Consider the following 13587-nt stretch of genomic DNA (forward strand, 5'->3'; position numbering starts at 1 on the left):
GCGCGCTATGGAATTACCAAAACGGGCGCGGACAGTGAACTGGGAGAGCGGTGTCCTGACCTTAGACGGAGAAAAGCAGTTTGAAGTCCCGGAACTGACCGTAGAGATCATGGAGCAGCTGGCCGGTTACACCCTGGTGGGCTTCCATGTGAAAAGCTATCCGGTGACGGATGAACTGCTTGCCCCTTTTGCCGGACATAAAAGCATGGCCAACTTCGGCGTGGAGGACGGTGCGCTCACTGACGCCTGTTTCCCCGTTTTTTCCGCTATGCCCAAGCTGCGTTATCTGCTGCTGGACGGTAACGCCGCCATCCACGGCAGCAGTCTGTCCGCTCTGCAAGGCTGCAAGCTGGACCTTCTGACGCTCAACCGTACCGGGCTGGATGATGCCGGTCTGCTCCAGGCGGCCTCCATCTCCAAGCTCTCCCACATCCAGATCGACCATACCGCCGTTACCTATGAGGGCCTGCTGGCCATCGCTGGCAACAACCGTATCGAGCCAGTGGCCCATGTGCAATTCACCCAGGAGCAGATGGAACACTTCTTCCAGCTCCAGCGGGAAAAGGCCAAAAAGCCCGTCCAGCTGGATGAGCAGGCGGCGGCGGAATGCCGCAGGGTGCTGTCCGCTTTCTTTGCCGAGATGACGCAGTGGGAGCAGTACATGGAGCAGGCCGGGTTTGAAGGTGCTGAGGCAGTGCCCCGTCTGCTGACGATCTGGGAGAAATATGTGAGCGAAAAGCCCCGTCCGGGCTATCGACCTCTGGGCCTCTCATACAGCGCCCAGGGCACCTACAACGGGGAAGAATTCCTTGACGCAGAGCAGATCACCAAAAACAAGCTCTACATCTACACCAGGGAGAAAAACACCGGCTTTGACCGCCGCTTTCTTATGAAGCGTGTGGGCGAAGGCTGGAAGATTGATGCGGTGCAGGAGCGGCTGAACGGCTGGCAGCGCACGGAAGTGTGAGGCATCACATGGCTTGGGAATATGAAACCTTTGGCCCGGACGGTCAATGCAAATTGTTCGGTGTGAACATCTTTGACTACAACTGGCAAACCACCGGCAAGCGAGTAAAAGTCAAAGACCCGATCTATCACCAAGACCATACCTTCGAGGTCTGGCAGGTAGAGATTGACGGACAGATCCACCGCTTTGCCGCCGGAGAGTTCTCCAACTGCGTGTGGGGATTTTATTTAGAGAAAGACGGAAGAGAGGAGCGTGTGGGCGCATGAGCCGAATTGTCGATAAACCCTACTTTACATACAGTGCATACAACGCCCTGACCTCCGGCATTCAGGTGAAATGCCCCAAGTGCCACGGCGCGGGTGTGGTGACAGCGGATGAGGATAACGTCTATTTCCGCTGTTTGAGTTGCGGCCATCAGGAGACCCGCGACCGGACGATCTACCGCTATGATGTCCATAACCAGTGCAAAAACTGCGGCAGATACTATCGGGTGGATATTGAAGATGAGGCAAAGCAGCAGTTTTCCGTTCTCCATGTGGCCTGTCCCTATTGTGGAACAACCATGTCAGGAGAAGTTCATAAAACAGCGGAGGCGTTTTCATATATTGGCGAAATCAGGGATGGACGAGAACCTTATTTCAGGTTGGAACTATGGTTTTTGACCTCCTTCCAGGGTAAGTCGGTCTGGGCACTCAACCGGGAACATCTTGCCTATTTGATCGGCTATCTCAGCGCCGACCTGCGGGAAAAGCCGCTGGGAAGAGCGAAAATGACCCAGGCTGACCATCTCCCCACCTTCATGAAAACCGCAAAGAACCGGGAGCGGATCGTGAAGCTGCTGAGGCAAATGCAGGAGGAATGAGGATGGAACAGGAAGTTATTTTCAACGGCCAAATTCTTACCCTGACTCGGTTTTGGGCAACAGGAGAACCTTGCCTGTGGATTACCGACCCGGAGCAGATCGGGATGCCTAAAATGGAATTTGTGGGAGGCCACCCGGACGAATATTGCATTTTCCTGAAAAATCTGACGGAAACAGAGCTGGCACAGATCACATCTCTGGACGGTGCTCCACTGGATGTAAAAGAAGAACGAAACGACATCGAATGAGGAGAACACTATGAAAGACCTTTGCCAATACGGAAACCGACCGGAGGACGAATGGGAAATCTTGCCCTGGATACCAGACCCGCGCCCGCCCTTCAAAATTTGGGCGAAGCCGGAGCAGATCGCGCCATTCTTTCTCATTCCCCACCACCCCTATGCGATCTCCCTTCTGCTGAAAATCAGTGACGGATTCCGGACAGAGGAATTCCGACGGCTGGGACTGATCGGCAGCAGCGAGGATTGGGAGCGGCTTGTCCGGGGCGTGATCCAGGAGTTCGAGGAAAACAACAGCGGCGTGGATCTGTTTCACTTCGACTCCGACGAAGATGTGTTCTGCGTGTACTCCCAATACATCGATGACCTGATGCTGCTGTCCAAAATGATCCGGGCGGCCTGTGACAATGAAAAAACGATGGGGATGTATCTGAACATGAGCGAGGTTGCGAAAGCATGAAAGAGTTGACCACTCAAACAGGGATTATAGTAAAATGCAGTAAAACGGCCATTGAATTTTTCCAAAATGCTCAATCAGTGGATTTCTTCTCTGCACTGGAGATTCCGAAGGAATTCCAAGACATAGCGGTTGAGTTTTATGATTTGATTCTGGAAAACGACCATCCTACAGCTTTGCTGGGCTGTCGCGGCAATTATGATATTGCGGTACAGATAGATGAAGTAACCGGCACCATGACGGGGTGGCATTGGTTCAAATGAGGGAAATGGAATGATCGAGTACATCAAACTCTTTTGGGAGGGCGCACCGGAGGGAGAACCGTCGGTGATCCTCTATGAAGTGGATACAGGAAATGAGCGGCTGGCTCTCCGCTCCATTGACATCTTTATGGACGGTCACACCCACAACATACCTGACCTTTACGAAGACGCTATCGAGATCACGCCGATCCCCACCGTAGATGAACTGAACGCTCATGTCTGGGGCGAGGAATTCCACGCCTGCGTCATAGAGAAAGCGGAATTTGAGGCCATCTGGGAAAGCCACACCTATGATGGAGCGTTAAAAGAATCAGGAGGGTTCTGATGAAACAGACAGATATTTATACCGAAGCTCTGACCTGTCTGCGCTCCATCCTTCTGGCAGACCATCCAGAATTTCAAAACTGGATCGACTGGCTGGAGAGGGATATTCAGGACTGGACCCAGCGCCGTGAGGTTGCCCACCATCTTCGGGCATACGGCGGCATGGGCTCGTTCAATGACCTGCCCAGTATGCGTGGAAATCATGACTATATTTTCGGCTTTCTCAAGTCCGTGTGCTATGCCTTCGGCCATCTTTATGGCAAACGGGAAGGCATTTCTCCGGAGGCACTGATGGAGGAGTGCCTGCACGATGTAGAGCAGGCAGCCTATCACCCCCATAAGCCACTGAACCAAGCCATTGCCCAGCACTTGATGCAGGGCGATTTACAGGAAAACCTGGATGCTCTGTGAGGGAAATACAATGCATGACATGAATTTGGAAAAAAACCGCAGTAAAATTCAAACTGCTTATAAAGTAAGCCCCTTCACAAAGGGTACCTGCCCAGAACCGGAGGATGCTGTGAAACGATTTGAAAGCAGGTATACTCCCATCCCCGCAGAGTACCGCTGGCTACTTTTGAACTTCGGCGGCTGCTATTTGGCGGAGCCGTGGATCTTCACACTGAAAGAGTTGGAAGAAGCCTACCCGATTTTTCAAGAGGCTTATGAGGATTACATGAGCGAATATGACCACGGTTCCGCCTTTCCAATCGGAGGATTGGGTGACGGGAGTATCGTATTTATCGACTTGGAGAGCGGCAGAGTCCGGGGCTATAACTGTGACTATGCCGATCTGGAGGAGATTGCCGAGAATTTTTCCAGCCTGCTCCTGGATCTTGTGGAACAGGCATTGGAACTGGGAAAACTATGCAGAGAATTGTGAGGTAAGCGTATGGCAAAGGACATCAGGGAGTGCCTGCTGGAGCAGGTAGGAAAATTTCATCAGTGGCAGGAAATCACTTATCCCGGAAAAACCACCGAGGAGATCGGCGGTGCATGGGAGGTCGATTACCCTGCGTGGAATGATATATTTGATGCCTTTTGCCATGTGTTGACCCAAATGGATGCAGAAACAGCAGACAGCGTCCTACTGGATGAGATGGTCTATCTGATCGCCAGGGACAACGAAGCGGAGGGGTTTATACAGGAGACCACTTCCCATCCCCAATGGTTCGAGCGCCTCTGCCGCAGGGCCGCAGCCTCCAATGAGAGTGAGGCCAAGTGGCAGTTTGCCGCATATCTGTCAGAATGTCCGTGCAGCCAGGAAGTCAAAGACATGATCCTGGACTTCGCAAAGGACCCCAATGAATATGTAAGCCGGCGGGCACTTTTGGCGATGCCCGCTCTGCGTCCTGACTGTGTGGAGCAGTTCGCTCCGCTGTTCTGGGAGCGCAACTGTTACTCTCCTGAACTTCCGGAATACCAGCGGATCGCCGTTCTGGTCTCACTGGACGCCATCCATTCCGACCTGCTTCCACAATACTTGGAACGGGCCAAGCAGGATGGTCGGAGCTATCTGCTGGAACACGCAAAACGAATCGAAGGAGGACTTGCCATGAACGAAAAACTGTCCCGTCCCCAATTCAATCAAATGGATACAACCGAGAAGCAAACGCTGATGGAAAGCTTGGCTGATCGTTATGATATGACCTTTCTCGGTCTACATACTTTTGACCGCTGGGGCCAGAGTTGCACCACCGGCATCTTCGAGAAAGATGGTCGGGAGTTCGTCTTTGTCCCCGGCGATACCGTCACCCTGGGCTGGGAGCAGTTTGCCGTGGGACTGAATCAGGAGAGCCGGGAGGAATTGGAGTATCTGTTCCGAGAATGGGAAATGGAGCGGGACCCGGAGGAGATGATTCGGGAAAGCATGGCTCCTGTTCGGCAGGCGGCCATTGGACCCATGTTGGTGGGCCGGGAGCTGGAGGAACTCTGCTGGGAGCCGGTCAAGATGGACGATCCCAGGCTGACTGCCCACCCTGACTGGCTGAAGGAATTCCGTGATTTTGCCTGGAGTGACAGCAGCAGTCTTACCTTGCATCAGTCGGCCCGCATTGAGCGGACGGAAAAGGGCTTTCAGATCTGTATCTATAACCGCACAGACTACGATGCGCTTCTTGCCATGCTGCAAAAACAGGGCTTCTCCCTGCCCACGGCGGACGAGTGGGCCTACCTGTGTGGCGGTGGGTGTCGGACCCTGTTTCCATGGGGAGATGGGTTAGACTACTCCATGCGTCTGCACTGGTTTGAGGACATGGATGAGGATGAGAACCGGCCCTATGACATGGAGGAACCCAACTTCTTCGGCCTGTCCATCGCCTATGATCCCTATATGCGGGAAGTGGTGCAGGCTGATAGACTTACCACCTGCGGCGGTGACGGCGGATGCAATATCTGCGGTGGGCTGGGCCCATTTCTCGGTTTCCTACCCTGTTCGCCCCACTGTAAGCCGGAAGTGCAGGAGGACAATGAACTAAACGGAGATTATGACTTTTATCGGCCTATCATTCGGCTGGAGAACTATGATTGACAATAGAAGCTTGATACAAAATAAAGAAAGAGAGGTGCCGACATGGGAGCATGGGGCATAAAAGCATTAGAGCGTGACGAAGGGCTGGATGTACTGGACATCCTCAAAAATGAATATGTACCGGAGCATCCGGTAATGGATCTGGGCGAGATGATCGAACTGATGAAAGAGGAAGTCATGCTGGGATCTGACTTCTCACAAATCGACTTCCTCTTTGACAATACTGCGATGGCTCTGGCAGAGCTGTATTTCCAATGGAAGGATAACAGCAAACTGGACTACGATCATGAAGAAGCTATATGGGATAAAGTCACCGGTTTCACAGCATCCAAAGAAGCCCTTGCTTTCCTGCTGCGGCAGCTCACCGACATCAAAAATGAGGTGCCGGACGAGGACGGCATCCGTGAGATTGTGGATCTTTGGAAGAACGAGGACAGCGGTGAGATCGCTCCTGCGTGGTTGGAACACTTGAATCAGCTCATTGATCGACTGGATTCAGAACAGGAGGCGTGACAGATGTATATCAAAAAATATTGGGGCAACTTTATTGGCGGTTCCGATGACAGTCTGAACCTTGTGGCATTTTTAGAGGATCAGAAAAAGGAGGAGATCCCCCTCAGCGAGATTTTCGCCAAGATCGGTCTGGACAAGCAGAACTGGGACTTTCGCCAAACCGTGGAGTACCTGGAGTTTACACATTCCGATGGCGTGGAAATGGACTTCCACTTCGCCATTGATGTGGTCACCGACCTGGCCGCCATCCTGCTGGAGTGCAGCGTCAGTGGCAGTGTAAACCTTCAGGATCTGGACGAGTACAACACCCCCATCCGCCGTATCCGCATCACTGCTACGCCAGAGGAGCATGACGCAATGAACAAGTCCCTGGCGGATTTTGCCCAGAACCCGCTGGAATACGACATCAGCGAGATGATGGGCGAGGATGAGATCACAGATATGGCTTATCAGGTGGAGATGCTGCGGAAAGAGCTGTACGAAGCCTCCGGCCGTAATCGGAACTACCATGTAAAGGCGGAAGATGTAAAACATCTGCTCCCTGACTGGGAGGGTGCCGATGGCTGTATCGCCACCAACCGTATCACGGTGGAGGGCTACAAGGTCGGCTACTGTTACCGGGAGAAGCCGGACGGCGGCTGGGACAGTGGCTGGCGCTTCACCGCTGGTGACGAGAGTGAGGCGTACATGGACGATCCCAACAACGCCGGGATCTACAAACTGAATACGATCTGCAACGACGATCCCGACATCATTCCTCTGCTGAACACCCCCGCCCCCTGCGCCTTTGAGCGGGATGAGAACGGCGTGTTCCAGCAGATCAAAAACTGGAAACCGGACGAGGACGAGGAGGACCCGGATATGGATATTTTGAAGCAGTGCCAGAAGTGGCATGAGGAGAGCAAACAACATAAAATTATTGATGCGCTGGAGGCCATCCCCGCCGAGGAGCGTACCCCTGAGATGGACAGCGAGTTAGCCCGTGCCTATAACAATCTGGCAGACCCACATAAGCCAACTTGCAAAGAAATGCTCAAAAAGGCCCTCGCTCTGCTAAAGCCCCATGAGGAATACTTCGAGGACGACTATTACTGGAACTTCCGCATGGGTTACTCCTACTTTTATCTGGATCAGGAGGGCCGGGCTCTGCGATATTTTGAAAAGGCATTGGAAGCCCGCCCTGGTGACGATGACACCAAAGAGTTTATCGAACGGTGCAAGAAGGGTATTTCTCTGCCGCAGTTCTGGGAGTGCTTCCGGGAGCGGACGGAATCTGCATGGAAGGACTTTGCCCAGCAGGAGGCCCAACTGCGCCAGATGATGGACGAGGACAAGGATCACACCCGCGGCGCCGAACTCGTAGCCCAAATGCAGGAAACCCTGAATCTGGTCTTTGACGAGATTTCCTTCGAGATGGGCTTCAATGGCGAGAAGTATGAGCTGATCCTCACCCCGGAGGGCGACAAGGTCAAGCTGTTTGAGCTGGTCTACTTCCAGAAACACGCCCCCAAGGAGGTGCTGGAGCAGTGGAACATCCTTGTGGGCCGTCAGCCCCTCCAAAACATCGGACTGCGCACCGACGATGGCTGGGACATCTCCGGGGAGGATGTGCAGATCTGGCTGGAGGAGCAGGGTGAAAACAGCTTCGCCATCTCCGCCTACTGTGAAAAGCTGCTGCCTATGCTCCGGGAGGAGGAAGGCCGGGCCTGGTGGATGCTCACTACCCTCACCGACCAAGTGCTGGGCGAGATCCCCCACATGAGATACATAGACAGCTTTGATGTGCTGGAAAAGCCCAAGGCAGAGCCGTCCTTCCTCCTGTCCCAGCTGCCCGACAAACTGCGGGAGCAGGGCCTGGAGCTCTCCACCGACCCGGAAGCCTATTTGGAGAGCTACCTTGGTTACAAAATGGAACCCAAACAGGACCCGGACGCCGATTGGCGGTTGGATACCATGTTGGGCTCCACTTGCTGTGTGCCGCTCATCAACGGCTATCTGAATGCCGACAATGATTTTATGGACGATCTTCACGCCGATGGCGCAGTAGCGGGCTTCTTCTGCTATCCTCTGGACACCTTGCGGGAGGAGGAAGGAACGGAGAAAATCTTCGATTTCCGGGACAAGTTGGAGGAATTGTTCACCACCGGCAACGGCCCGGAAGTGCTCACTCTCACCGGCGGGGCCACCGGCCTCTACTGCGGCTATGTGGACTTCATCGCCTGGGACATCCGGACGGCGCTGAACATGGCGAAAGAGTTCTTTGAAGGCACGGACATCCCATGGGCCATCTTCCACACCTTCCGCCGTGAAGCAGGTTCTGTACCCCTAAAGCAACAAGATGATGGGACAGAAACTGAGAATCAGGATGACGAGTTGGATGAAACGCTTACTGGCATGGACTATATTCCTTATACCCAACAGAACGCCGAAGCATTCTTCGCTCAGCTGGAGCAGTGGAACGACGAGGACGAGTACACCCGCTGCATCCAGGCACTGAATGCCATCCCGGAGGACTGGCGGAACTACCGCATTGCCTACGCCATGGCACGAGCACTGGAGAACTACGCCATCATTGGGGACCATGACGAAGGCACTTTGAAATCCAAGGGAGACAAAGCCCTCCTGAGGGCCATTGAGGTGCTGGAGTCCGTCCGGGAGGAAGGCCAGGACAAGGCGGAGTGGAATATGCGGATGGCCTACGGCTATCAGTATCTCTACGGCCAGGAGGAAAAAGCCATTCCCTACGCCCAGCGTTGGGCGGAGCTGGACCCCGAGGACGAAAATGCCCCGGCAGTAATTCGGGAGTGTAAGGCGGAGATCCGGAAACGCCAGCGCAGCTGGAAGAAGAAGGCCAAATTCGTGCCCGGTGATACCCCATTTGAGGGCTTCGACCTCACCAACTTCTGGGATGATAATTGGTATGCACTGAAAGAATATGTCAGTGAGCCGCCTTCCGATGAGCTGATCGCCAGCGTGGAGGAGGAACTGGGCTACAAGCTGCCCGCCGCCTACATCTGGCTGATGAAGCAGCACAACGGCGGCATTCCGGTGAACACCTGCTATCCCTGCGATGAACCTACCTGCTGGGCAGATGACCATGTGGCCATCACCGGCATTTTCGGCATCGGACGAGAAAAGAGCTGCTCCCTCTGCGGAGAGCTGGGCAGCCAGTTTATGATCGATGAGTGGGAGTATCCTGCCATCGGTGTGGCCATCTGTGACTGTCCAAGCGCCGGACACGATATGATTTTCCTGGACTACCGAGCTTGCGGTCCCCAGGGAGATCCTGCGGTAGTCCATGTGGATCAGGAAAATGACTATAAAATTACCCATCTGGCAGATAGCTTTGAGGAATTTATCCGCGGACTGGAGCATGAATCCCTCTATGATCCGGATGAAGATGCAGAGGATCTTGAGGATGACGCCGACGAGGAGGAAACCGACCATAAGGGTTCCTTTGCCGGATCTGTGCTCCTCTCCAAAGCAGAGTGGGACAAGGAGCAGTTGATCCGAGATCTGCGGGAAGAATGGGGCATCGTGGACGATGAGCCGGCTGAGGGCGACGAAGATGTTGAGAACAGCGATGACGCTGTGGTAATGCGGGTCGGCAATATGATGCTGATCGTGACACTATTCCACGGTCACATCCCTGACAATGAAGCAGAGATCAACGCCGAAAACAACTATATGTGGCCAGAGGCCGTAGAAGTGGCCACAGCGCACAAGGCCCATATCATGGTGGCTGTGTTGGGCGAGGAGGAAAAACTGCTGGAACGAGGTAAGCTGTTCACCAAGGCGATGGCAGTGTGCTGCAAGCAGAAATACGCCACCGGTGTCTACACCAGCGGCGTGGTATTTGAGCCTCGTTTCTATGAGGGCCTTGCCGATATGCTCAAAAAGGACGAACTGCCCATCTTCAACTGGGTTTGGTTCGGCCTGTACCGGAGCGAGGGGGGCCTAAACGGCTACACCTACGGCATGGATGTGTTTGGCAAGGAGGAAATGGAGGTGTTGAACACCGACGCTGAGCCGGAGGAACTACGGGACTTTTTGGCAAGTCTTGCCTCCTATGTGCTGGCGTGTGATGTGACGCTGCAAGACGGCGAGACCATCGGTTTTTCTGCGGACGATAAGCACACCATCACCCGCAGCCCCGGTGTCTCTCTGCCAGAGGAACAGATGACCCTGAAGATCGGTTACGAGCCTATAAAGGGAGATCCGGAGGATGACAGCTGCGACCACTCAGACAATGATGACACACAGGATGAGGAAGAATTCAGTAATCCCGAAGTCTACACAGAGGAGGAGATGGAGGCCGTCGAGGGTCACATTGAGCAGTATTTCGGTAAGGTCGAGAATGTGTTCCACGAGTTGGTCTCCCCGGACATCCATGTGGACATCTGCATCGTGCCGCCCACTGAGGAGCGGGACTATTATACCCTGGTCACCATGGGTATGGGTGCTCACCGGATGAATGTGCCGGAGGAACTGGCGGAATACAAGCTGGAGCGGGCGGAGCTGGCCATTGCCCTGCCTGCGGACTGGAAGCTGGATCAGGAGTCCATGAAAGACGAAAAGTGGTACTGGCCCATCCGCCTGCTGAAATCCTTGGCTCGTCTGCCCATCAACTGTGACAGCTGGTTGGGGCATGGTCATACAGTGGAAAACCGGGAACCATTTGCAGACAACACCAAACTGTGTACTGCTACCCTGATCGGTCCCCAGGGTACGGAGGATGGCAGCGAGGTCTGCACTCTGCCGGGCGGCGAGGAGGTCAACTTCTATCAGGTCATTCCGCTTTATGAGGACGAGTTGGACTATAAACTGGAACATGATGTAGACGCTCTGCTGGACAAGATGGCGGGGATCAGCTTTGTGGTGAACCCCACCCGCCAGGATGCAATCACCCGTGGCACCCTTTCCAATGATGATTTTGACGGTGAGATGGACGATGCTTCCTATCATATCGAGAGCATTGAGGAGAAGGAACTGCCTATTGACCCCATCAATGCTTATAACCATATGGCCATCTACCTGCGCTGGTGTATGGAGCACGACCTGATGGGCGAGGACTTCCTGAAAGAATACAGCGAAGTGGCCAAACAGGTCAAAGATGATTCTGCCAGTGTGGATCTGAGGGAGTTTATCCGGGATGAGCTGGACGGCTGTCTGTTCTCTGTGCTGTTCAATCAGCAAGGCCGTGCATTTGCAGGCTATTACTACGGAGAGGGCGACAGCCCCTACTATCCTGCCGATGTTGACGACAACGCCCTCCGCTTCTTCGGCCCGGGGCGGTATCACTCTGATGAGTTCCAGGATGAAGCCTACCTGTTCATCCCCTTTGACGAGGACTACTATCAGGCTATGGCAGAGGTGATCGAAGAACGCTTTGAAAACTGGCAGGGACAGGACTTCGACGAGGACACGCTGGAGCCTTCCGAGGTGGCTCATGCCATCATGGAGTATCTGGACTGCGAGTGTACCTATTTCCCGACCATGGCAGATGATGACCCCATCATGTCAGCATACAGCTACGCCCAGCGGCTGGGGGTACGGGAAGGCTTTGTTCCCGTGCTTATCCAGGCGGATGATGAAACGCTGTTGGAGTGTTTGGTAATGAACGCCGATCCGGAGCATGATGCGGACTTCTATGAATTTGACCTCAAAACGGTAACGGAGTACCGGAAGAAGATGCTCTCCGCTCCCGTCAAGGACGGAAAGGCGGTTTTGGAGGAATTGACCGGCCAGCGCAAGGAAGAAGCCGAGGACGATGATCTGGACTGGGAGGAGGAAGTCCTGGGCGAGATGGAGGGCGGAGAACCCAATGACCGCTTCGCAAACTATTGGAACGATGATACCGGAATGACATATCCGCTCATTCTGGCTAAAATTCCGGTAAAGAACCCCTGGGAGATCTTCGCCTACCTGCCCTTTGGAAATTGGAATGAGTGTCCGGACACACCGGACCTGATGGCAGTGGCGAAATACTGGTTCGAGCAACATGGTGCCATTCCTGCCGCCATGAGCCACGATGAATTGGAGTTTGAACTTCCAACTCCAATCTCCAAGGAAAGAGCTATGGAGGTGGCTGTGGAGCAATATGGTTTCTGCCCAGATCTGGATCAGAATGAGGATGGAAGCATTGGCTCCTTGGCAGATGTCCTGTGGCAGTCCACCGTCTGGTATTTCTGGTGGGATTGATGGGAGGTGCGACTAATGACAGAATATCAGAAAACCTATATCGAACTAAAAAAACAGTTTGTTGCGACCAATGAAGGTCCGGACAGTGTCCGCGCTCTATATACCTTCAAGGAAGAACTTGAGCAGAGTGAGGATCAGCAGGCCAAGGAAGTGCTGGTGGATGTGTATGATCTACTGGACTTCAAGAAAGATGCCTATGAACTGCTCTGCCAAATCGGAAATCGTTCCGATAAAAAGACCCTCAAGCGGCTGGGCACGCTGAAGGACTATGCGGAAAACTGGGGCAATCATTATGCTCTCCCCAAGCCCAAAACGCCGGAGGAAAAGCAGAAAGAAAAGGAACGGCAGGCCCAGCTGGGCATGCCCGCCTTCCGGTATCACCCAAACCCTCTGGAAACTGGGGCTTTTGAGGAATCCGCAGACGGCGTTGTCTGCGACTGCTGTGGCAAGACGACCCATATTTTCTATACCAATCCGTTCTTTTCAGTGGAGGATATTGCATATCTGTGCCCGGCGTGTATCGCCAGCGGCGAGGCGGCCCGGAAATATGACGGCAGCTTTCAAGATGATTTCTCTGTGGACGATGGCGTAGACGATCCGGAGAAGCTGGACGAGCTGATCCACCGTACTCCCAGCTACTCCGGCTGGCAGCAGGAATACTGGAGGGCCCACTGTGGCGATTACTGCGCCTTTTTGGGCTATGTGGGCGCCAGAGAACTGCGGGCACTGGGTGTGCTGGAGGAGGTGCTGGACGACCCCATGTGGGACGAGGAGCAGAAGGGAATGATCCGGGAATCCGTCAATGGCGGGCATCTGCAATGTTATCTGTTCCAGTGCCTCCACTGCGGAAAGCACCTGGTCTGGATGGATTTTGATTGAGGAGTTTTCAAAAGGTAGGATACAAGCAATGAAAACTAAAACGCTGACCATTCAACTGAATGATGAACAACTGCCCATCCTCCCAGTGGAACCAGAAGTTCACCTCTCCTTTACCACTCATGCCGACGGAAATGAATTGGAGTTAACAGGAAACCGGGCGGGGCTGCTTCTATTGGCGAAAGCCGCTCTTGGTATGGCGGAAACCATTCGTGAGGATGGATTTCATATCCATTTGGATGACCTGTATGGCATCAACGCCGTGGGAAAAAGCATCCTGATCCGAAAGGAGGAACAATCAAAACCATGATTGAAAAAAACTTTTTCAACCCCGCCACAGATAAAAGGAATCAGA

14 protein-coding genes are annotated in these 13587 nt (G+C 53.7%); all 14 read left to right on the plus strand.

The genetic code is table 11. From position 1 onward, the window contains the following. Positions 1–7 precede the first annotated feature (7 nt). Positions 8–967 (plus strand): NTF2 fold immunity protein, encoded by a 960-nt coding sequence (locus tag OCV96_RS00250; protein ID WP_006877304.1) that lies wholly within the window; start codon positions 8–10, stop codon positions 965–967. Between the two features lie 8 nt (positions 968–975). Further along, entirely contained in the window at positions 976–1233 is a 258-nt protein-coding gene (locus OCV96_RS00255; RefSeq protein WP_154042048.1) for a hypothetical protein, read from the plus strand. Then, on the plus strand, positions 1230–1829 hold the full coding sequence (locus tag OCV96_RS00260; protein ID WP_154042047.1) for a zinc ribbon domain-containing protein: 600 nt from the start codon (positions 1230–1232) through the stop codon (positions 1827–1829). The genes OCV96_RS00255 and OCV96_RS00260 overlap by 4 nt, the downstream gene beginning before the upstream one ends. 2 nt (positions 1830–1831) lie before the next feature. Then, positions 1832–2077: a hypothetical protein gene (locus tag OCV96_RS00265; RefSeq protein WP_003524798.1), complete on the plus strand. Its 246-nt coding sequence runs from the start codon at positions 1832–1834 to the stop codon at positions 2075–2077. 61 nt (positions 2078–2138) lie between these two features. Next, complete coding sequence (locus tag OCV96_RS00270) at positions 2139–2528, plus strand: immunity 51 family protein (protein ID WP_262593210.1); 390 nt, start codon at positions 2139–2141, stop codon at positions 2526–2528. Next, a complete protein-coding gene (locus OCV96_RS00275) occupies positions 2525–2788 on the plus strand; it encodes a hypothetical protein (RefSeq protein ID WP_003524806.1) in 264 nt (87 codons plus the stop codon). The genes OCV96_RS00270 and OCV96_RS00275 overlap by 4 nt, the downstream gene beginning before the upstream one ends. A 10-nt stretch (positions 2789–2798) precedes the next feature. After that, a complete protein-coding gene (locus OCV96_RS00280) occupies positions 2799–3113 on the plus strand; it encodes a DUF6881 domain-containing protein (protein ID WP_138311824.1) in 315 nt (104 codons plus the stop codon). Further along, entirely contained in the window at positions 3113–3523 is a 411-nt protein-coding gene (locus OCV96_RS00285; protein ID WP_003524810.1) for a DUF6966 domain-containing protein, read from the plus strand. Before OCV96_RS00280 ends, OCV96_RS00285 begins: the two co-directional genes overlap by 1 nt. Positions 3524–3632: 109 nt before the next feature. Further along, the gene (locus OCV96_RS00290) at positions 3633–3995 is read left to right on the plus strand and encodes an SMI1/KNR4 family protein (protein ID WP_257332803.1); all 363 of its coding nucleotides are present in this window, start codon (positions 3633–3635) and stop codon (positions 3993–3995) included. Positions 3996–4004: 9 nt separating this feature from the next. Continuing rightward, on the plus strand, positions 4005–5642 hold the full coding sequence (locus tag OCV96_RS00295; protein WP_003524814.1) for a hypothetical protein: 1638 nt from the start codon (positions 4005–4007) through the stop codon (positions 5640–5642). A gap of 42 nt (positions 5643–5684) precedes the next feature. After that, complete coding sequence (locus OCV96_RS00300) at positions 5685–6155, plus strand: DUF4259 domain-containing protein (protein WP_119979909.1); 471 nt, start codon at positions 5685–5687, stop codon at positions 6153–6155. Between the two features lie 3 nt (positions 6156–6158). Then, entirely contained in the window at positions 6159–12356 is a 6198-nt protein-coding gene (locus OCV96_RS00305) for an immunity protein Imm33 domain-containing protein (RefSeq protein ID WP_158358437.1), read from the plus strand. A 15-nt stretch (positions 12357–12371) separates the two neighbouring features. Further along, a complete protein-coding gene (locus tag OCV96_RS00310) occupies positions 12372–13235 on the plus strand; it encodes a CbrC family protein (protein WP_154042046.1) in 864 nt (287 codons plus the stop codon). 28 nt (positions 13236–13263) lie between these two features. Continuing rightward, the gene (locus tag OCV96_RS00315) at positions 13264–13542 is read left to right on the plus strand and encodes an Imm32 family immunity protein (protein WP_158358438.1); all 279 of its coding nucleotides are present in this window, start codon (positions 13264–13266) and stop codon (positions 13540–13542) included. Positions 13543–13587: the final 45 nt, after the last annotated feature.

It is taken from the genome of Waltera acetigignens (genome assembly GCF_025567015.1).
Lineage (GTDB): Bacteria > Bacillota > Clostridia > Lachnospirales > Lachnospiraceae > Acetatifactor > Acetatifactor acetigignens.